Annotated in this window: 18 protein-coding genes and 1 pseudogene; 11 read left to right on the top strand and 8 right to left on the bottom strand. The window is 39.6% G+C overall.

Annotated features, from left to right (window positions below; translation table 11 throughout):
- Nucleotides 1–10: 10 nt before the first annotated feature.
- Nucleotides 11–826: a serine O-acetyltransferase gene (gene cysE, locus NMK36_RS12835; RefSeq protein ID WP_254173896.1), complete on the bottom strand. Its 816-nt coding sequence runs from the start codon at nt 824–826 to the stop codon at nt 11–13.
- Nucleotides 827–1,437: 611 nt separating this feature from the next.
- Here cysE and mrdA point away from each other — a divergent pair.
- Nucleotides 1,438–3,279: a penicillin-binding protein 2 gene (gene mrdA, locus NMK36_RS12830; RefSeq protein WP_254175185.1), complete on the top strand. Its 1,842-nt coding sequence runs from the start codon at nt 1,438–1,440 to the stop codon at nt 3,277–3,279.
- A 116-nt stretch (nt 3,280–3,395) separates the two neighbouring features.
- Here mrdA and gcvT read toward each other — a convergent pair whose 3' ends face one another.
- Nucleotides 3,396–4,517, bottom strand: coding sequence for a glycine cleavage system aminomethyltransferase GcvT (gene gcvT / locus NMK36_RS12825; protein ID WP_254173895.1), 1,122 nt, complete (start codon nt 4,515–4,517; stop codon nt 3,396–3,398).
- 229 nt (nt 4,518–4,746) lie between these two features.
- On the opposite strand from gcvT, the gene rseP reads away from it, so the two are divergent.
- Genes rseP through rpsN form a run of 3 tightly spaced genes read left to right on the top strand, consistent with a single transcriptional unit; the run spans nt 4,747 to nt 6,883 of the window.
- A complete protein-coding gene (gene rseP / locus NMK36_RS12820) occupies nt 4,747–5,850 on the top strand; it encodes an RIP metalloprotease RseP (protein ID WP_072721331.1) in 1,104 nt (367 codons plus the stop codon).
- A gap of 9 nt (nt 5,851–5,859) precedes the next feature.
- On the top strand, nt 5,860–6,543 hold the full coding sequence (gene nth, locus NMK36_RS12815; protein WP_072721333.1) for an endonuclease III: 684 nt from the start codon (nt 5,860–5,862) through the stop codon (nt 6,541–6,543).
- 37 nt (nt 6,544–6,580) lie between these two features.
- Nucleotides 6,581–6,883 carry a 30S ribosomal protein S14 gene (gene rpsN / locus NMK36_RS12810; RefSeq protein ID WP_072721335.1) on the top strand — a complete coding sequence of 101 codons (303 nt, stop codon included), beginning with the start codon at nt 6,581–6,583 and terminating at the stop codon, nt 6,881–6,883.
- A gap of 70 nt (nt 6,884–6,953) precedes the next feature.
- Here the strand turns inward: rpsN and NMK36_RS12805 are convergent.
- Nucleotides 6,954–7,280 (bottom strand): annotated as a pseudogene (locus NMK36_RS12805) (hypothetical protein); the annotation flags it as partial.
- Nucleotides 7,281–7,329: 49 nt separating this feature from the next.
- Complete coding sequence (locus NMK36_RS12800) at nt 7,330–7,749, bottom strand: hypothetical protein (protein ID WP_254173894.1); 420 nt, start codon at nt 7,747–7,749, stop codon at nt 7,330–7,332.
- 55 nt (nt 7,750–7,804) lie between these two features.
- Between NMK36_RS12800 and aat the strand changes: the two genes are divergently transcribed.
- From aat to NMK36_RS12785, 3 genes are all read left to right on the top strand, one after another.
- Nucleotides 7,805–8,380 carry a leucyl/phenylalanyl-tRNA--protein transferase gene (gene aat / locus NMK36_RS12795; RefSeq protein WP_190524925.1) on the top strand — a complete coding sequence of 192 codons (576 nt, stop codon included), beginning with the start codon at nt 7,805–7,807 and terminating at the stop codon, nt 8,378–8,380.
- Nucleotides 8,381–8,683: 303 nt separating this feature from the next.
- Nucleotides 8,684–9,151 (top strand): NUDIX domain-containing protein, encoded by a 468-nt coding sequence (locus NMK36_RS12790; RefSeq protein ID WP_190524927.1) that lies wholly within the window; start codon nt 8,684–8,686, stop codon nt 9,149–9,151.
- A 27-nt stretch (nt 9,152–9,178) separates the two neighbouring features.
- Entirely contained in the window at nt 9,179–10,078 is a 900-nt protein-coding gene (locus NMK36_RS12785; RefSeq protein ID WP_190524929.1) for an alpha/beta fold hydrolase, read from the top strand.
- Here the strand turns inward: NMK36_RS12785 and NMK36_RS12780 are convergent.
- Nucleotides 9,981–10,727 (bottom strand): pantothenate kinase, encoded by a 747-nt coding sequence (locus NMK36_RS12780; protein ID WP_254173893.1) that lies wholly within the window; start codon nt 10,725–10,727, stop codon nt 9,981–9,983. The genes NMK36_RS12785 and NMK36_RS12780 overlap by 98 nt on opposite strands.
- Nucleotides 10,728–10,958: 231 nt before the next feature.
- On the opposite strand from NMK36_RS12780, the gene NMK36_RS12775 reads away from it, so the two are divergent.
- From NMK36_RS12775 to NMK36_RS12765, 3 genes are read left to right on the top strand one after another with little or no spacing between them, the layout of a single operon-like run.
- The gene (locus NMK36_RS12775) at nt 10,959–12,992 is read left to right on the top strand and encodes a GAF domain-containing protein (RefSeq protein WP_254173892.1); all 2,034 of its coding nucleotides are present in this window, start codon (nt 10,959–10,961) and stop codon (nt 12,990–12,992) included.
- Between the two features lie 38 nt (nt 12,993–13,030).
- Nucleotides 13,031–15,793 carry a hybrid sensor histidine kinase/response regulator gene (locus NMK36_RS12770; RefSeq protein ID WP_254173891.1) on the top strand — a complete coding sequence of 921 codons (2,763 nt, stop codon included), beginning with the start codon at nt 13,031–13,033 and terminating at the stop codon, nt 15,791–15,793.
- A gap of 14 nt (nt 15,794–15,807) precedes the next feature.
- A complete protein-coding gene (locus NMK36_RS12765) occupies nt 15,808–16,986 on the top strand; it encodes a hybrid sensor histidine kinase/response regulator (RefSeq protein ID WP_254173890.1) in 1,179 nt (392 codons plus the stop codon).
- Nucleotides 16,987–17,071: 85 nt separating this feature from the next.
- Here NMK36_RS12765 and NMK36_RS12760 read toward each other — a convergent pair whose 3' ends face one another.
- On the bottom strand, nt 17,072–18,667 hold the full coding sequence (locus NMK36_RS12760; protein ID WP_245824343.1) for a DUF2079 domain-containing protein: 1,596 nt from the start codon (nt 18,665–18,667) through the stop codon (nt 17,072–17,074).
- A 173-nt stretch (nt 18,668–18,840) separates the two neighbouring features.
- Between NMK36_RS12760 and NMK36_RS12755 the strand changes: the two genes are divergently transcribed.
- Nucleotides 18,841–20,025, top strand: a complete 1,185-nt coding sequence (locus NMK36_RS12755; RefSeq protein ID WP_254173889.1) for a 1-deoxy-D-xylulose-5-phosphate reductoisomerase — start codon at nt 18,841–18,843, stop codon at nt 20,023–20,025.
- A gap of 139 nt (nt 20,026–20,164) precedes the next feature.
- Here NMK36_RS12755 and NMK36_RS12750 read toward each other — a convergent pair whose 3' ends face one another.
- Together NMK36_RS12750 and NMK36_RS12745 are read right to left on the bottom strand one after the other, a co-directional pair.
- Nucleotides 20,165–20,746, bottom strand: coding sequence for a Uma2 family endonuclease (locus NMK36_RS12750; RefSeq protein WP_254173888.1), 582 nt, complete (start codon nt 20,744–20,746; stop codon nt 20,165–20,167).
- 155 nt (nt 20,747–20,901) lie between these two features.
- Entirely contained in the window at nt 20,902–21,486 is a 585-nt protein-coding gene (locus NMK36_RS12745) for a Uma2 family endonuclease (RefSeq protein ID WP_254173887.1), read from the bottom strand.
- Nucleotides 21,487–21,572 lie beyond the last annotated feature (86 nt).

The following is a 21,572-nucleotide window of genomic DNA, read 5'->3' as shown; positions in this document are numbered from 1 at the left end:
GGAAAAGGCTTTAAATTCCAGCACCATCTAAAAACTCTTGAATAGTTCGATTTTTAAGGCGACAATGGGTTGCAGCCAAAACCGAATATTCTCCATCAATATCAGTTGTCTGTTCTCCAAACATGAACCGATTTGAATCAGGGGAGTATTCTAATTTGAGAGCCGCTTCTAGTTGATTAGGATCAGCAGAAGATTGTTGTTGCAGTGTTTGTACTTGCTGTTCTAATAGTTCAATCCGATCTACTAACATCCGAATCACCTGCGCTTCTGAGTCAGGAAGACTGCCATGTTCAAGCGGTTCGATCCGAACCCCAGAGCGATAGACAACGCGACCGGGAACACCCACAACGGTACAATTAGAAGGAACATCCCGCAGTACCACCGATCCCGCCCCAATCCGAACATTGTTACCCAGTTGGATATTGCCTAAAACTTTGGCTCCGGCTCCAACGACAACATTTTCTCCCAGGGTAGGATGACGTTTCCCACTTTCCTTTCCGGTTCCCCCTAAAGTTACTCCTTGATAAATTAGGCAGAAATCTCCTAAAATAGCCGTCTCACCAATTACAACCCCCATGCCATGATCAATGAAGACCCCTTTACCAATCACAGCACCGGGATGAATTTCAATTCCCGTCAAAAACCGAGCGATGTGGGAAATCAGACGAGGAATAAAGGGCAGTCCCAAAACATAAAACCCATGGGCGAGACGGTGGAATACCAAAGCCTGAAGACCTGGATAGCAAAATAGGACTTCTAACCAATTCCGAGCGGCAGGATCACGCTCAAAGATAATACGAAAGTCATCTTGAAGGGTCTTGAGCATCGATTAATAACCCATTTTTATTATACAAACCACTTTTCCCCTTGTGAACTCCCCAAACTTCCGCTATACGGTTGCTGATGGGCTTCCCCCTTCAGTCGGAAATACCTTAAAAACTCCGTAGTTTTTTTGGACTTACATTCCCTCCCAGGGCAGGAACCCCGGTTCCCAAGATCCAAAAACTTTATCTTTCAACCTCTACCGATTAGCTTGGATGATCGCTTATGGTATTGAAGTTCAAGACATCAAACCTAATTATATCAGATTTTGTATCGACTCACGGGCAATTCCCGGTTTTGAAATTCGGCTTTCCGGGTTGAGTTCACTGATTATTCCTTTTTTCCCTGACCATTATGCTGTTATTCTTCATGAGTGTGATCATCTGGGCAGTGCTATCGATCACTCAGGGGGTTGTTTTATTTCCCCTTGATGTAATCGGTAGTCTACACTTGCCCCATTGGATAAGTTTAGTCGTAATATTAGTCGTACTATCTTGGTGCTTGGGTAACTAATCCGGTGGGGTTTGAAGGGGGTATGGGGTGCGTAAGCTCCGCGCAGCAACCCTTCGTCAACAGCCAACAGCCAACAGTCTATACCATAGTAAATTTGGGGATATGGAGAGCAATTATTCTTGGGGTACGGATGTTCATCAAACCGCAATTCCTTTGCGAAATCATCAAAGACGACAGATTCGTCCTTTATATCGTGCAGTGTTATTGATGGTATTAGCAACCCTGGCAATGGGTGTGCATTCTTTTCGTCTGGTGCAATTGCAACTCATAGATGGCCAGAAAAACCGAGAACGAGCCGAAGAAAACCGGATTCGGTTAATACCCATTCCTTCTAATCGGGGTTATATCTTAGATCGCAACAATAAACCCTTAGCGGCGAATCATTTAACTCGTGCCTTATACGTTTGGCCAAAGGAACAAACCCCTGAGCAATGGTCACAAATTGCCACAATGCTCAGTCCCGTCCTGAACATGACCCCGGAAAATATTTTAGCCTCCATTCAAAAAGTCGGGTATCAGTCCCCTACGGCCGTCAGAATTACTCAGTTTCTAACGCCAGAGGCCTTTGTTTGGTTAGGAGAAAAATCGGCCGAGTTACCCGGATTGGAAGTCCGAACGGAATCTAACCGTTATTATCCTCAAGGAAGTTTAGCTTCACAGGTCTTGGGCTATATTGGTGAAGCCACGGCGGAGGAGTTGAAAAAACACCCACAATGGCCGATGGGGATGATTGTCGGACAGTTGGGGATTGAAGCCAGAGCCAATGAAGCCCTCTCTGGGGTCTGGGGTTCTCGCTTAATTGAAGTGAATAGTTTGAACCAAGAATTGCGAGAATTAGGTCAACGTCCCTCTAAAGGGGGAAAAAATGTTAAATTAACCCTCGATTTAGACTTACAAAAAACAGCAGAAGCAGCCCTCGGAGATCAACGGGGGGCCGCCGTTGCCTTAAATGCCAAAACGGGAGAAATTTTGGTGATGGCTAGTAGCCCCCGATTTGATCCCAATATATTTACAAAACCCATTAGCCAAAAACAATGGGAAGAACTACAAAACCAGGATGATCCCTTTTTAAATCGAGCGCTACAAGGCTATCCACCGGGGAGTACCTTTAAAATTGTGTCCTCGGCGGCAGGGATGGGTTCGGGTAAATTTAGTCCTGATTCGATGCAGGAGACCTATGGTTCGATTACGGTTGGGGGGATTACCTTTAACGAACATAGTGGAGGTTATGGGGTGATTGGATTTCGAGATGCCCTAGCCTTCAGTAGTAACACCTTCTATTATCAACTGGGGATGGCTGTTGGCCCGGAAGCCATTGCCGAATGGGGTAAACGGTTGGGCATTGGAAATACCAGTTTAGACCTTTTAGGATTACAAGAAGGGTCAGAAGGATTTATTCCCACCCCGGAGAATAAGGAAAAAACCTATGGCGAACCTTGGTATTTAGGGGATACCGTTACGATGTCCATTGGTCAAGGTGCTGTGTTAGCAACACCATTAGAGTTAGCCGTCATGGTGGCTTCCATTGCCAATGGGGGATATCGGGTGAAACCCCATTTGTTACAGGATTTAACCCATACGGCACAAACAAAACCGGAGCCTACTGGGATGAAGCCAGAAGCCGTTCAGGTGATCAAAGAAGGCTTGATTTCTGTAGTTGAGTATGGGACAGCCACAGTGATGAATGATGGGTCTATTCCTTTAACGGGGGGTAAAACTGGAACTTCAGAAGTGTTAGGACAAACCTCTCACTCTCTGTATGTGGGTTTTGGGCCAGCCAGCAAACCAGAAATTGCGATCGCAGTTGTGGTTGAAAATGGAGGTTATGGGTCTAAATCCGCTGCCCCTGTTGCTAAAGCTATTTTCCAAACTTATTTTAATAAAAGCAAACCCGTTTCAGAAGCCGTTAACGCCCAAAATACCGAGGAACCCCCAACTCCATAACAAAGCATTGACCGTTGGCTGTTAACGATTGACCCAGGAACACCGAATCAGAAGTCAATGATTTTCCCTCCCCCGTCTCCTTATCCCCCCGTCCCCCTGTCCCCCGTCCCCTGCTCCTATTTCTTCATCCGATGAGGAGAACGATAGAAGGGACGTTTGACAACAACGGCGGGGTAGGTTTTACCCCGAATTTCCACGTCTAAGGATTGACCGATTTTGGATAATGGGGTAGGAACATAAGCCATTGAAATGGCTTTTCCCAAAGTTGGGGATAAGGTTCCACTGGTAATTTCTCCGACTTTTTCTCCATTGAATAAAACTGGATATCCGTGACGGGCAATATGTCGTCCTTGCATTTCTAACCCGACTAATTTTTGCTTGACTCCGGCTGTTTTTTGTTGTTCTAATGCTCGACGACCAATAAATTTTCCTTTTGTTTCCCAATGAATAATCCAGCCTAAACCTGCTTCTAATGGGGTTGTAGTTAAATCAATATCTTGCCCATATAAAGCCATTGCAGCTTCTAAACGCAGGGTATCTCTTGCTCCTAAACCGCAAGGCATTACACCTGCTGTGGCTAAATTTTGCCATAATTCCACACCAATAGCCGGATCAACCATAATTTCAAATCCATCTTCTCCGGTGTATCCTGTGCGGGCAATAAAAGCAGGTTGTCCTAAGATTGTTGTACTAATATGACCAAAAAATTTAACGTCAGAAAGATTATGGTTAACGAAGGGTTGTAATACTGCTTCTGCTTGTGGCCCCTGAATTGCTAATAAAACTTGATCTCTGGATAAATCCTCTAATGTTACCCCGTGATCCTCAATATGAGCACTAATCCAAGCTTTATCCCGTGAGCGAGTTGCTGCATTCACAATCATTAACCCTTGAGGGACATTGGTGATCGGATCGATGCCTTGGTTATAAAAAATAATATCGTCTAATATTCCTCCCTGAACATTTAACAAAGCGCTATATTGGGCTTCACCCGGTTGTAAACGGCTTAAATCTGATGGCACAAGGGACTGTAAGGCTTCAATCAAATGTTCTCCTCGCAGAATAAATTTACCCATGTGGGAAATATCGAACATTCCTACAGTTTGTCGGACGGCTTCATGTTCTCGGTTAATTCCTGTAAACTGAACCGCCATTTCCCAACCGGCGAAAGGCACCATACGGCCATTGAGTTCAACTGAGACGTTATACAGGGGAGTACGAGAAAGGGTCATTGTCATATAGGGTATTGACTGTTAGCTGTTGAGTGTTGACTGAAGATGGGGTTTGAGGTCAATCGTTGAATTACTCCTGTCTGATCATAATACGGTTAAAACCGATTGTTGAATAACCGGATGTCAACGGTCAACACTTCGATACTTCAGCAAGCTCAGTGCAAAGCGGTCAACCTTCAGCAACTGATATTAGAATAGTTAGAACCGCTCTTATGTCGTTTTACGGGACTTATTCATGTCAGTATTGGCAGCGATCGCAGTTCTTGCAGTGTTAATTGTCGTTCATGAATTGGGGCATTTTTTAGCCGCTCGTTTCCAAAATATTCATGTTAATCGGTTTTCCATTGGTTTTGGCCCGATATTGTGGAAATATCAAGGCCCCGAAACCGAGTACGCTATTCGAGGTCTTCCCTTAGGAGGATATGTAGGATTTCCTGATGAAGATCCTGAGAGTACCATTCCTAAAGATGACCCCAATTTATTGAGTAATCGTCCCGTTTTAGATCGGGCAATTGTGATTAGTGCGGGGGTGATTGCTAATTTAATTTTTGCTTATTTTCTATTAGTGACTCAAATTGGGATTATTGGGGTTCCGAGTTTTAATTATGAACCGGGTGTGAAAGTTGCCGAAGTCGCTCAAGATGTCAACTCTGCGGCTAACCGAGCCGGAATTGAATCAAAAGATATTATTTTGGCTGTAGACGGTCAGGATTTAGGGGCTTCGGAAACTTCCATTAAAACCTTAATTAATGTGATTCAAAATAATCCGAATCAACCCTTATCTATGGAGATTAAACGACAGGATCAAATTGTATCTGTCAAAGTCGTTCCTGAACCGGGAAATGATGGGAAAGGTCGCATTGGAGTCCAGTTAACGTCTAATGGAACTGTCGTTCGTCATCGGGCTGCAAACCCTATTCAAGCGTTTATCGAAGGAGCAACGGAATTTCAACGGATTATTAATTTAACCGTATCCGGTTTTGGTCAACTGATTAGTAACTTTAGTGAAACCGCAGAACAGTTATCTGGCCCTGTAGGAATTGTGGCAATTGGGGCGGATATTGCCCGTTCAGATGCGGGAAATTTGTTTCAATTTGCAGCGTTAATTAGTATTAACTTAGCGTTCATTAATATTCTCCCCCTTCCGGCTTTAGATGGGGGTCAATTAGCCTTTTTATTAATTGAAGCGTTGCGCGGGAAACCCTTACCCGATAAAGTCCAAGAAAGTGTGATGCAAACGGGGTTAATGCTGTTGTTGGGATTAGGGGTTTTCTTGATTATTCGAGATACCGTTAATTTAGCCGATTTAAGTTGGGTGCGATCGCTCTTTCCCCAGTAAACAATCAACATGGTAACTCAGAAAAAGCGGGGAACAAAACAACGGGCTTTAGAAATTTTATTGCGACTCAAACGCCTCTATCCTGATGCAACTTGTAGTTTAAATTATCAAACTCCAGTGCAATTATTAGTGGCAACAATTCTATCAGCCCAATGTACAGATGAACGAGTCAATCAAGTGACTCCAGCTTTATTTGCTCGATTTCCTGACGCCGAAAGTTTAGGGAAAGCCGACCTGACAGAACTGGAAACCTTAGTCCGGTCAACGGGGTTCTATCGCAATAAAGCTCGCCATATTAAAGCAGCCTGTCAACTGATAGCCGAAAAATACGGGGGACAACCTCCAAAACTGATGGAACAGTTGTTAGAACTCCCTGGAGTGGCTCGAAAAACGGCTAATGTGGTGTTAGCCCATGGCTATGGGATTAATATGGGGGTCACGGTGGATACCCATGTCAAACGCCTAAGTCAACGGTTAGGACTGACAACCCATACTGACCCCATTCGGATAGAACGGGATTTGATGGAGTTGATTTCCCAAGAAGACTGGGAAAATTGGTCAATTCGCTTAATTTATCACGGTCGCGCTATCTGTACAGCGAGGAGTCCAGCGTGTTATAATTGTAAATTGTCTGATTTATGCCCATCTGTTCAAGGGGCAACCGTCCCCAACGCAGAAAAACGTCTAGGCTAAAGCATAAATAATCATTTAGGAGGAAGACAGCCTTAATATGGCTAAGAAAAGCATGATTGAGCGCGATAAAAAGCGCAAAAAATTAGTAGAGAAATATGCTGAAAAACGCGCTGAACTAAAAGAACAGTTTGAGCAAGCAGAATCTCAACTGGAAAAAATGGAAATTCACCGCAAAATTCAACAATTACCTCGCAATAGTTCTAAAACCCGGGTGCGTAACCGTTGCTGGTTAACCGGACGTCCTAGAGGCTATTATCGGGATTTTGGATTATCTCGCAACGTCATCCGCGAAATGGCGCACCAAGGGTTATTACCGGGCGTTGTCAAGTCCAGTTGGTAACAGACTATTCCTCATCCGTTTTTGGGGCGGGGTCTTCTCGCCCTGATAACGGTTGGTGTACGAATCGTTCCCGTCCACAGCAGCGCTCAATTCCTAAACTATCTAATAACAAATCACTAACGGCATTAGCAATCGCAAATTCCCCAAAAAAGCTTTTTGAAAAATCAAAGGATTCCATTTCGGTAACAATCGCAATGACTAAAGAACCGACATCATTTTCCCCTTCCATGCGTTGACGCATATAAATTTTAGCGGCGCGTTCTGCTATGGTTTCATTGACAGCTTCGGGGATAAATTGTTCATCTAACCAAGTGTGTAAGGTTTGTTTTAACCATTCTCCTTCCTGTTGCAGATTTTCACTAGGGGGTAAGGTAATGGGGGTAATCGGTTCATTCATATAGGCTTGAAAGTTGATAGTTGACAGTTGACGATAAAATTGAAGGATTCTAGTCTTGAACCAGGGTGATAATAGGAGAGTCTTTTCCGGTGTATTCTTCAGAAATTTTAGTTTTAACTAATTCAGCAAATAGTCGATTAATGGCAGACTCTATAGAATTCGCTTCTCGTTTAAAACAAACTTGAAAGCTTTTAGCTTTATCATAAGTTCTCGTTTCTTTTCTATAGGTTTTTTGAGTTTTGGCTTCGACAAAGACGGACGGATTCGGACGTTTATACCAATATAATTGATAAGAATAGGTGGAATCATTTCCTTTAAATTTAAGAATATCTTCCCCATGTCCGGGAATACTGAGATAGTAAAATTCCCCCCGTTGATAGACTTGCAGATAACCCCAAGTTTTCTCGGTTTTGTTGAGGAGTTTCGTTAAGGTACTTTCCAACATAAAGGATGAATTAAGATTTAGCATAGATGAGGTAATAGCCGTTAATATCGTATTCAAATCATAGCAAAGTTTGTCACCTATGCAATATGATGTTAGCGCCATTATCCAAGGGTATGCACAAGGATACTTTTTGATGGCAAATGACGGGGAAGATAGCCTGGGATGGTATTCTAGTCGAGAACGGGCGCTGATTCCCCTGAATGAACAATTTCGTTATCCGCGTTCTTTGCAACGGGTTTTGAATCAAAATCGGTTTACGGTTGCGATTAATCAAGATTTTAACGCTGTTGTGGAAGGGTGCGCTAATCGGGAAGAAACGTGGATATCCTCGGAATTAAAGCAAATTTATCACGCCTTAAATAAAGCCGGATTTGCCTATAGTTTTGAAACGTGGAAAGAAGGTGAGTTAGCCGGAGGAATATTAGGTATTGTGATTGGGGGAGCGTTTATTGGAGAATCGATGTTTTTTAATATTCCTGATGGTTCTAAGGTGGCAATGGTTAAATTAGTAGAACGATTAATTGAAAGAAAATTTATTCTCTTTGATGCTCAAATGAATAATCCCCATTTAGAACGATTTGGCTCTTATATTATTAAAAATCAAGATTATAAAAAACTTCTCAAAAAAGCCATTATTCAACCTTGTTCTTTTTAGGCTCAGTTGATATGCTAATCGTTTTAGCCGTTGTCCTAGCAATCTGTACTGAGGTCGTAATCATTTAAAACCTCTGCTGAAACTGGCAAAAGTATGAATCCGCTTCCTGGATAGGGAGAATGTTAAGGAAGATACCCAGGAAATAATATGATTATTTTAGATAATTCATGGGTGTGTGTCGTCATAGCGTCGTTTGAATCCAATTTTTTTACGGATAGGAGGCAAAGTCCCAAGAATGTAAAACTGTGAAGATCTAGCTATAAAGGGTTGAGAGTTGTCTAATCAGAGGAGAAGGAAGGCACTTTGGTTTTATCACGGGCGAAACAGTTTTGGAATTTTGGACAAACGGTATTAGGGATTATTTTTCGTCATCCCGTCCCTGGAACCAGTATTATTCCCATTCTGCCTAATGGCCAAATTGTATTGGTGCGACGTCGAGATAATGGCAAATGGGCTTTACCGGGAGGCATGGTAGACTGGGGCGAAGAAATCTCAACTACAATTCAACGGGAATTGGCTGAAGAAACTGGGTTAGAATTAGTGAAAATTCGACGTTTAGTGGGTGTATATTCGTCGCCAGATCGAGATCCTCGAATTCATTCTATCTGTGTGGTTGTGGAAGCGGATGTTCAAGGAAACTGTCAAGTTCAGGACATCCATGAAATTACGGAGGTTAAAGCCTTTGATGTCACATCCCTCCCCACGGATTTCAGTCATGACTGTGAACGTCATCTTCAGGACTATTTAAACGGTCTGACGACGTTAGCTTAAGGTTTGTCCACTGTATTAATAATTAGGATGTATCAATTATTCCATCATTTCCGGGTTCAAATTCCCCAAGGCCAGATTTTTTGGCGTGAAGCAGGCTATGGCCCTACGATTATTTTTCTGCATGGGTCTTGGGCTGATAGTAGTCAATGGATTCCGTTAATGCAGCATTTAAGTGTTGAATATCATTGTGTTGCACCGGATGTTTTGGGATGCGGAGAATCTCGATCTTTTACGAAAATTCACCCTTCTATTAGTTTGGAAGTGGAGTGTTTAGCCGAACAAATTAAATCCCTGAAACTGAAGGAATTTTGTTTAGTGGGTCACGGTTTGGGCGGATGGATTGCCACTCGTTATGCTTTAGAATATCCCGATGCTGTCAAAGGCTTAGTGGTGATTGCCCCGGAGGGAGTGGAATTTCCCAACTATAAAAAAGAATGGGGACGAATCCGACAATTAGCGGCTAATTTTTCCCCCTTGGTTTGGTTTTTAAAACTGATTTATCCCTTAGCGTGTCTATTTGGAAAAGGAAAAAAAATTAAGGCTGAGTTAAACCAACGCCAGATGATGTTGCAGTGGCCCGTTGCGAATAAATTGTTATATCAGCGTCGGTGGGCGGAAATTCACGGGGAAATGCTGAATCAACGTCTCCATGAGTTAAGGTTGCCGACTTTGGTTTTACAAGGAAATGAAGATACTGCCATTGCTGATCAACACAGTAAAACCTATTCCGAAATTACACCGATGGCTCAATGTCAAATTATTGAGGGCGGACAACCGAATTTACCCGTACAAATGCCAGAAGTGATTGCTCAATCGATTAGAACGTTTATTACCACCCATGTTCAGTTTTCAGAGCCGCCATCCCCCGAAATATTAGATGAGGATCAACCAAAAGATGAGTCTTCCTATCAGGAAACTGCTTGGTAAAGTAACGGTGTAATAGGGTGCGATCCCCTCCTGTGAGAATAACAACACTATTAGGATATTCTGTTTGCCATGCTTTGATAAAATCGTGCATTCCCGCCAATAGCGTATAAATAATTCCACTCTGAATGGCTTCTGGGGTGTCGGTTGCCCAGCGTTGGGGTAGATTTTGGGAAAATTCAATCGTTGGTAACGTGGCCGTTCTTTGGGCTAAGGAAGATTGTTGCAGACCTAAACCGGGCAAAATCGCGCCGCCGACTAACCGTTGCTGGGCATCTGCTCCGGTTAAAGTCAGGGCTGTTCCGGCATCAATCACTAAAATTGGCCATCCATAGCAGGTTCCGCCTCCGAAAACGGCTAAGGCTCGATCAATGCCTAAAGTTGAATACATCTCCTTCAGGGGAACGTCTGCCAAGGTTAACGCTCGCACCTGGGGGGATGTTGCCCCATATTCAGTTGGTTCGGAAACCACAGAGGCCACCAGTAAGGGCAGATTGTCTGTGAAGGTTGGGGGTTGCTCCGTATTTTCCTGATCCCAAGCTTCTAATACGGTTGTACCCGCTAGTTTAGCCCAATGTCGGCGGGAATTTCCCAGCATTAATCCAAACCAAGGCTGTTCACTGACTATCGAGGATGAAGAGAATTGACGCATCTATCTTAAGAAATAGTTTTTTTTTATGTAACAATATCTTAAGATATCTTTACAGAACCTTTGGGGTTGAGGGTGCATCTTCAAACCTGATCTGTTTCCGGTGAAGACGAAAATCTGATGATCGCCCGGATGATTAATCTCTTAATATCAACCCCTTTAACCTGATATTTTTTCTTCATTTTAACTTAAAAAATTGGAAATCAAAGTTTAATTTTTATGGGGTACATTCCTATGTCTATACTTCATTTAGATGCTCCTTACTGTTCATGGCCCAAAAACTCTATGTTCAGCTATTGTGAATCTGAAAAACTTGCTTCGATTGCCTTATCGCAAGACGATATAGATCAACATCAGATTCAATTTTATGATCTACTTAATCAGATTAATAAAGAAATTATTAGTACCTTAGATTTAGATAAAGTTTTAAGTTCTGCCTGTCAACAACTGGGTCAAATTATAAAATGTAGTCGGGTGAGTGTTTTAGTCAAAGAATCTAACTCTGAGCAGGAATTTATGACGCGAGGTGAATATAATTCGGGGGAATATTCGAGTCAACTGGGAATTAAACTCAGCGTCAATGATAATCGGCATTTACAGGTTTTATTGTCTCAATTGCAACCTTTGGCGGTGACAAAATTTCAAGACTTTCCGGGTTTAGGAGAAACAACAAAAGCTTTAATTGATCAGTTAGAAATTCAATCCATGTTAGCCATTGCTGTTCGTTATCAAGGGGAAGTTCAAGGGATTATTGGACTTCAGCAATGTGATCGAGAACGGGAATGGCAAGATTGGGAAATTCAACTGTTAGATGGAATTGCATCTCCTTTAGCGATCGCCATTCATCATGCTCAATTATATCAAGAAACTCGCTGTAAAGCGGAACAAGAAGCGTTATTACGGTTAGTGATTAATCAAATTCGCAGTAGTTTAGAATTAAATACCATTTTAAAAACGGCTGTTCAAGGGGTTCGGCAGGTTTTGAATACAGATCGAGTCGTAATTTATCAGTTTATAGACGGTTGGCAAGGAGAAATTAAAGTTGAGGATTATCGAGTGCCTTGGCCGTCAATTTTTGGGGATAAAATCACAGATAATTGTTTTCCTGAACAACATGGAAACCTCTATAAAAATGGACGAGTTCGGGCAATTAATGATATTCATCAATCGGATTTAGATCCCTGTCATGTAAATTTTTTAGCTGCGTTACAAGTCCGAGCGAATTTAGTTGTCCCGATATTAATGGGAGGAGAAACTGAACAAAATCAATCTAATAATCAACTTTGGGGATTATTAATTGCTCATGAATGTAGTCATCCTCGGTATTGGAAATCCTGGGAAATTGAAGGATTACAACAACTTGCAGATCAATTAGCAATTGCTATTAAACAAGCACAACTGTATACCAAAGTTCAAGAAACCGCTTGGCAATATAAACTTCAAACTCAACAGTTACAAGCGACCTTAGAAGAACTCAAAAATGCCCAGATGCAACTGATTCAAAGTGAAAAGCTATCAAGTTTAGGTCAAATGGTAGCGGGAGTTGCCCATGAAATTAATAATCCTAATAACTTTATTTATGCTAATATTTCCCATGCCAGAGGGTATGTTGATAATTTGGTAAATGCTTTAAATCAATGTCGAGAATTTAGTCCTGAAATGGCAGAGTTTTTCAGTCAAATTAGTGAAGAAATCGAATTAGATTTTATTCGAGAAGACTTTCCCCATTTAATTGATTCTATGGAACAAGGCAGTGTGCGAATTCGCTCCATTGTTAATCGTTTAAAAGATTTTGCCCATTTGGATGAATCGGAATGGAAATTTGTTGATTTAACAGAAGGGTTAGAAACCAGTCTAAGTTTATTAGAACATAAAATGAATCAAATTAGTGTCCAGAAACACTACGAAAAAATTCCTAAAATCAATTGTTTTGCGGGTCAAATTAATCAAGTGTTTTTTCAAATTTTAAATAATGCCATTTATGCCGTTAAAGAGCGAGGGAAAGATGGAAAAATTACGATTAAAATTGCTAATAAAAACTCCGATTTTATCCAAATTATTATTCAGGATAATGGCTTAGGAATTCCCGATGACATTAAATCTCGAATTTTTGATCCCTTTTTTACAACAAAACCTGTAGGTCAAGGGACAGGAATGGGACTCGCTATCTGCTATCAAGTGATTGTTAAAGGTCATGGCGGGAAGTTGGAATTTAAGAGTCAGGAAGGACAAGGAACAGAATTTATCATTGAGATTCCTTGCCAATAACATGATATTATCAGGGCAATTTCCCTTGAGGGCTAACCATGAACCCTTTTAATCATTCTATCAGGCATCTATCTGGGAACTTAAGATTACGAACAGTTTTAATTATTCCGTTTCTGCTTCAAATGATTGTTGCTGTTGGATTAACGGGGTATTTATCCTATCGGAATGGACAAAAAGCAATTAATGATTTAGTCACGCAGTTACAACAAGAAATTGCAAATCGGATTCAAGAACGTTTGGATAATTATTTAGCTAAACCTTATTTTTTAAATCAAATTAATGTAGAAGCGGTGCAACTGGGAATTTTAAATATAAACAACTCCCAACTTTTAGAGCAACGATTTTTTAAACAAATTCAATTATTAAAATCTATTCAAGGGATTTATTTTGCTAATCCTCAAGGAGAAATTGTTTTAGTTAATCACAATTCTTCTCAAGGATTTCTTGCCTTAATTAGTGAAAATTTTCCCAAACGAGCTATTTATCAATTAGATGAAAATGGAAATCGAACTCAACGGATTGCTACTGATCTTTATGATGCTAAAACTCGACCTTGGTATCAACAAGCGATGCAAGCGAACCAAACAAAATGGAGTGGTGTTTATACCTTTTCCAGAGGGGATGTAGGAATTACTTTGGCTACCCCTATTTATGATCAAACGGGTGATTTTAAAGGATTAATGGCGGTTGATTTACTATTAGAATTAATCAGCGATTTTTTACATAATATTAAAATTAGTCCTACTGCTCAGACTTTTATTGTAGATGATTCAGGACAATTAGTAGCCACTTCTACGGAAGAAAAACCCTATATTAAATCGGAAGAAAATCAAATCGCAAAACCCTTAAAAGCGATTGAAAGTTCTAATGGTTTAACTCAATCAACGGTGAAATATTTAATTCAAAATTTTCATCAATTTAACCAAATTCAAACATTACAACAATTAGAATTTACTTGGAATGGACAAAAACATTTTCTACAAGTTCTTCCCTACAAAGATCAGTATGGTTTAAACTGGTTCGTTGTTGTGGTGATTCCTGAATCGGATTTTATGGAACATATCCATGAGAATAACCGTATTACTATTTTATTATGTTTAGGAGCGTTAGGACTGGCTATTATTTTAGGAATTATTACCAGTCGTTGGGTGAGTCAACCTATTTTTGAACTCAGTCAAGCGGCGGATGGGTTATCTAAAGGAAATTGGGGAACACCTGTTCAGCATAAACCCATTTATGAATTAAGACGGTTAGCACAAGCGTTTAATCAAATGCGAATTCAGTTAAAACAATCTTATCATAAATTAGAAGAATATTCAAAAAGTTTAGAGCAGAAAGTTGCGGAACGAACCCATGAATTAGAAGAAGCGAAACAAGCCGCAGATGCAGCTAATCGTGCTAAAAGTACCTTTTTAGCGAATATGAGTCATGAGTTAAGAACGCCATTAAATGCTATTTTAGGGTTTAGTCAATTGATGTCGCGTAACCCCACTTTTTCCCAAGGTTCTCAAGAGTTAAAGATTATTAATCGCAGTGGTGAACATTTATTAGAACTGATTAACGATATTTTAGATTTATCCAAAATAGAAGCGGGAAAAACTATATTAACTGAACAAAGTTTTGATCTTTATCAATTCTTGGATACCTTAGAAGGAATGTTAAAAATTAGAGCGACTTCTCAGGGACTTCAGTTTATCGTTCAATATGGCGAGGAGGTTCCTCGATATATTATTAGTGATGAGAAGAAATTACGTCAAGTGTTAATTAATTTATTGGGGAATGCGATTAAATTTACAGAAAAAGGTCAAGTCATATTGCGGGTGAAACCTTTACCCTTTCAGGAACATTTACCTGGAGAAAACAGCAACAATAAACTGTATCTAAGTTTTGAAGTAGAAGATACTGGAATGGGAATTAAACCCGAAGAGCTTCAGGATTTATTTGATGCTTTTGTGCAAACGGAATCAGGCCAAAAATCCCAACAAGGCACAGGGTTAGGGTTGGCAATTAGTCGAAAGTTTGTGCAGATGATGGGAGGAGATATTACCGTTAGTAGTCAATTTGGGGTAGGGAGTATTTTTCAATTTACAATATTAACAACTCAGGCAGAATTTTCTGAAAGTTCACACCAGCACACTCTAGGGAAAGTTATCGGTTTATTACCGAATCAACCTGACTATAAAATATTAGTTGTTGATGAAGTTGTTGAAAATCGGTTATTAGTCAAACGGTTATTAAATTCCGTTGGATTTGAAGTTTTTGAAGCTGGAAATGGGTTAGAAGCGATTCAAGTTTGGGAACAATATCAACCACAGTTAATTTGGATGGATATGCGAATGCCTGTAATGGATGGATATACAGCAACTCGTCAGATTAAACAAAGACACCAAGGAAAAAATACGGTGATTATTGCTTTAACTGCGAGTGCGTTACAAGATGAAGAACATATTATTTTGGAAGCCGGATGTGATGATATTGTCAGAAAACCTTTTCAAGAGGCGGAATTGTTTGATAAAATGGCTCAATATTTGGGAATTCAATATATCTATGAAAACGAAAGTCCCCAGGATTCCCCATCACTCAACTCAATTCAATCCTTAACGCCAGAAATCTTTCAGAAAATGCCGTTAGCATGGGTTCAACAATTGCATCAGGCGGCGGTAAGTGGAGATGATAGCTGGGTTAGTGAGTTAATTCAACAAATTCCTGATTCTCAAGTAGAACTAGCAGAAATTCTGACATTATTAGTAGATGAATTTCGATTAGATACCATTAGTGATATCACAAAACTTGTAATTTAATTTTTTTTAAAGTTATGACTCATTCTTCTGATTCTTCTCATGCTCAACCTGTAGATATTTTAATCGTGGATGATACCCCCGATAATTTACGTTTGTTATCTTCCATGTTATTAGAACAAGGCTATAAAGTTCGCAAAGCCATGAATGGAAAACGCGCTATTCAAGCGGTAGAAGCGATTCTTCCTGATTTGATTTTATTAGATATTATGATGCCAGAAATGAATGGTTATGAAGTTGCAAAATTTCTGAAAGAGTCTGTTAATTATCAGGATATTCCCATTATATTTCTGAGTGCTTTAAATGATCCTTTAGATAAAGTGTTAGCGTTTGATGTGGGGGGAGTGGATTATATTAGTAAACCTTTTCATGTTCAGGAAGTGTTAGTTCGGGTGAAAACTCAATTGATGATTCGTCAACAACAAAAACAACTACAAGCACAAAATGAACAGTTAAAACAGGAAATTCAACACCGTCAAAATATAGAATCTAAATTAAGCTTGTTGATTCATGCCATATCCCAGGATTTAAAAAATCCGATGACAATAATCTTGAAAGGATTAAAAAGTTTACTGACCAAAAATTTAGTGTCAGATTCATCGGGTATTATTGTTCCTAGAGATATTATAGCACGGATGGTGAATAGTTGCGATCGCCAATTAACCTTGATTAATTCTTTAGTGGAAACAACGGATATCGAAATTCAAGGGATTTCTTTAGAGTGTAAACCGCTCTCTATCTATACTTTCATTCAGACTTTAGTAGGAGATTGGCAACCGATTATTAGTAAAAATCAAGCTTTATTAAAAAGTAATATTTCTCAAGATTTGCCTTTAGTTCAAGCAGATTCTCACCAACTTTTACGAATATTTGAACATTTATTTTCTAATGCAATTAAATATAACGCTCCAGGGATTACTTTAACGGTTGCAGCCGAAGTAATTTCAACAGAAAATCATTCGTCTTTCGTTCGGTGTACTGTTTCTGATAATGGAGTGGGAATTAATAGCGAAGATATTGAAACTCTGTTTGACCTCTATCAAAGAGAAAACCATCTCAGCAAAATTAAAGGGTTAGGATTAGGTTTATATCTGTGTCGGCAAATTATTACCGCTCATGGCGGTAAAATTGGGGTAATTTCTAGTCCTAACCAAGGGGCAACTTTTTGGTTTACAATTCCAGTTTGGGCTGAATAAATATAGCAGGAAATAAGTAAAATGGAGGACAAGACTTTAAGGTATTGTTCTCCAAAACCAGTTTTTTTTACCTCTTGTAATTCGATTAAATTCGCTTAAACACTAACACATCATCCTTTTCATAGGATAATTTAAAATTAGATTTTGCTTTCAATTGAGTGACAGATTTTTCCCCTAAATCTTTTGTATCCGGCCAAGGATGGCGTAAATTTAAAATCACATAATCAAATTCTTTTAAATCAAAGTCTGGTGACACTTGATTGAGTAATTTAATGGTTTTTCGATGGGTGAAATGGGGTGCAAGTCGGTTATCAGTTAAAACGCCTCCTTTAGTTTGGATTTGGGTAACGGCATTTCGGGTGGCTGACCAATTATCGATGCGAGTAAAATAGCCTAAAACTTGGGTATGATCTCCCCATAATAAGAAGATTATACTTGACCAAAGTACAATCCATTGGGGGAGTTTTTGATGGGGAATTGTGAATAAATTAGAATAAGGCTTTTTACCTTCCTCCTGTGCTATAGGGGGGTGAGAAGTTGGAGAATTTATATTCATTTCCTCTGAGGACAAGGGAGGTTGAGGGGGGGTATTCTTCTGAAATTTATTCCATAAACTCCATAAACTATTCCCCAGTCCCGGCTTTTCTGCGGCTAAGGTTCTAATCATTACTAAGAATAAAAAAGGTAAAGCCGGAAGGGAATATTGATAGATTAAACTGCGTTGCATGGGGTCAATAGATAATACATTCAGTAATAACGTGGGAATGGCTGGAATTAAAGCGATAAACTTTTGAGGGTTTAACCACCAAATTACTGCAATACTAAATTCCAAGAAATAAACCCAAGTCTCGATAGACAGTAATTTTCCTAAAACAAATTGAGGTTTGAAAAGGGTATTAAAAATAACCTCTAAAACTGAATTTCCTAAATAAGGATAGCGAGAGACTCCGGCGGCTTCTTGACCACTATAAAACGGAATCATAACTTGAGTCACCAGTAAAAACCAAGCAATTCCTAACGCAATGGCTATCATTCCAGAAAAACGACGTTGTTCAAAAAAGATTAACCAAAAGCCAATAGCAATCACGGTTAAACTAAACACCGCTTTACAAGCTAAAATCCAAAGAATTGCTAGAATAAACCAGATAAATTTTTTCTGTTTAGCCGCTAAAATTGCCCCAAAAATTGCCGGAACTGCTAAAACATCAGGGTGAAAATCAAATAAATTAATATTAAAAATTTCAGGATACAGTAAATAAGCAATGGCAACCGCTAACGCTAATTGTTGATTTAATCCCGATGAACGCGCTAATTTCCAAGTAATTCCAGCCCCGGAAGCCAAGCAAATTGCCTGAACTAAAAATAACCAATAAACCGTTGGATATAGCTTGTATAAAAAGACTAACGGATAAATGGCTAATGCCCCATGATCCCCTAAAAAATGGAACCCTAAAAAGGAAGAAATAGGTTGACTTCCTTGGCTCATTAAGTATATAATTTGATCATAAATTCCTAAATCATAAGCCGTCGATTGAAATAAAAAATGACGCAAACTGCTATACAAAAACAGAATAATTGTACCAATCGCCATAATTTTCCAGATCGAAAGGGAAAATAAGCCCTTTGTCTGAATTGACGTTGAAGGTTCGGGAAGGTCGGGGTAGGTTTGCATTTTATTCATGATTCACACCGAAATTTAGTCTACCTGAGTGTGAATCTTCTGAACAGTAGAATATTGATTACAACTTCAATCTTTTAACTCATCGACGGCGATTCAAACTTGATTTGAAGCGGAGTTCAGCAATGGGGATCAAGCATCGTACTATGGTTATATCAAATACTTCTTAAGAAAAGATGAAAGCAATTACACTTTTGGGTTCTACAGGTTCCATCGGGACTCAAACCTTAGACATTGTAGCAGAATCTCCCGAACAGTTTCGGATTGTCGGACTCGCCGCCGGACGCAATATCAACCTGTTAGCCCAACAAATTCGCACGTTTCACCCTCAAATTGTTGCGATTTCAGATCCTGACCAATTACCCGATTTAAAAGCGCGTATCGCCGATGTCAATCCTCAGCCGATTTTGCTGGCGGGAGAGGAGGGAATCATCGAAGTTGCTCGCTATGGAGACTCGGAAGCCGTTGTCACCGGAATTGTCGGTTGTGCGGGATTATTACCCACCATTGCCGCCATTGAAGCCGGAAAAGATATCGCCCTGGCTAATAAAGAAACTTTAATTGCTGGAGGGCCGGTTGTCAATCCTTTAATCGAAAAACATGGGGTTAAATTATTACCCGCCGACTCCGAACATTCAGCAATTTTTCAATGTTTACAAGGAGTACCTAAAGGAGGATTAAGGAAAATTATTTTAACCGCTTCTGGGGGTGCATTTCGAGATTGGCCTGTAGAGAAATTAAAAGACGTGAAAGTGGCGGATGCGATTACCCATCCTAACTGGTCAATGGGCAAAAAAATCACCGTTGATTCAGCAACAATGATGAATAAAGGCTTAGAAGTCATTGAAGCCCATTTCTTATTTGGATTGGATTATAATGATATTGAAATTGTGATTCATCCTCAAAGTATTATTCACTCATTAATTGAATTACAAGATACGTCTGTGTTAGCTCAATTGGGTTGGCCGGATATGCGTTTACCGATTTTATATGCGATGTCTTGGCCGGAACGAATTTATACAAATTGGGAACGTTTGGATTTAGTAAAAGCGGGAAGTTTAACCTTTAAAGCACCGGATGATAAAAAATATCCTTGTATGTCTTTAGCTTATGCGGCAGGAAGGTCTGGGGGTTCGATGCCTGCGGTTTTAAATGCAGCTAATGAACAGGCGGTTGCTTTATTTTTAGAAGAAAAAATTGAGTTTTTAGATATTCCTCGTGTGATTGAATTAACTTGCGATCGCCATCGGATTGATAATCGTCAAGATCCAACTTTAGAAAATATTATAGAGGCAGATCGTTGGGCAAGACAAGAAGTAATTGCCACTTCTGAAAAACTCGGTCAAAAAGTTGCGGTTTAAGTTTTAGGTAAATTTGTGGGGTGCTTGACTTAACATTTAATCACCCTACAAATAGATGAGTTTACATTGTTTATACTCTAATTTTAGCAATTTAAAGCAATTGTGAACTATCTTAAAAGATGGATTATTCCAATTTCTATTATTGGTTATTAAAATCGATATCTTCATAGAGATCGGCGATTAAAATTTGCGTTTCAAAGTTACTAAAAGATAGGGTAATATTGGGATCGTCGTATTCTGAAAAAATCCATTGATTGACAGCAGTTTTAACATAATGTTCGACATGAATTCGATATTGATCGATGAGCAGATATTCTTGGAAAATGGGAAGGGTGCGATAGGAAGCAAATTTTTCAATGCGATCATAGTTTTGGGTGGATTTAGATAGAACTTCCGCAATAAAGCAAGGATTTAATACCGTATCTTTGCGTCCAGTTTGCAGTTCTAAGGGCTTTTGAAGTACCATCACATCAGGATAAGTATAGAGGCTAACCTCTGGAATCCAAAGGCGTTGATCCGTGATAAAAATACGATAAGATTGACCTTTTAAGGCAAATTTGAGCAAAGTGTAAAAGTTTCCTGCAATTTCGTTATGGTCGGGTGTTCCACCAGTCATCGGGATAATTTCTCCATTACGATATTCATTGCGGGTTTCAGAGGCAATTTCAAGTTCTAAATATTCTTCGGGGGTGTAGTTTTTTGTCTCAGTTTGAGCAATCATAGCAGGTTGACTCCTAATCGTTTAAGTTGCTGATTGATCTAAATAGTTGCTGTCTCTTCATTTGTTTCAATTGCTTGTTATACTCCTATTTTATAAATTTTGAGGAGTTGTTATAGACATCCTCTTTACTGTCTGTCCCCTGTTGTTTAAATTCTCTAATATTGATTATTAAAGTCGATATCTTCATAGAGATCAGCGATTAAAATTTGCGTTTCAAAGTTACTCAAGGATAGGGTAACATTGGGATCGTCGTATTCTGAAAAAACCCATTGATTGACAGCAGTTTTAACATAGTGTTCGACATGAATTCGATATTGATCGATGAGCAGATATTCTTGGAAAGTGGGAATGGTACGATAAGAAGCAAATTTTTCACTGCGATCATAGTTTTGGGTGGATTTAGATAAAACTTCCGCAATAAAGCAAGGATTTAATACCGTATCTTTGCGTCCGATTTGCAGTTCTAGGGGCTTTTGAAGTACCATTACATCAGGATAGGTATAGAGGCTAACTGTTGGAATCCAAAGGCGTTGATCTACATGGAAAGTTTCATAGGGTTTACGTCTCAGAGCAAGAGTTAAAATAATGTAGAGGTTTCCGCTTATTTTGTTATGGTCGGGTGTTCCACCAGTCATCGGAATAATTTCTCCATTACGATATTCATTGCGGGTTTCTGAGGCAATTTCAAGTTCTAAATATTCTTCAGGGGTGTAGGTTTTTGTCTCAGTTTGAGCAATCATAGCAGGTTGACTCCTAATCGTTTAAGTTGTTGATTGATCCAAATAGTCGCTATCTCTTCATCGGTTTCAATTCCTTGTTCTACTCC

Source organism: Planktothrix pseudagardhii, from assembly GCF_904830925.1.
GTDB classification, from domain to species: Bacteria; Cyanobacteriota; Cyanobacteriia; order Cyanobacteriales; family Microcoleaceae; genus Planktothrix; species Planktothrix tepida.
This window is presented reverse-complemented; position numbering and strand designations above follow the sequence as displayed.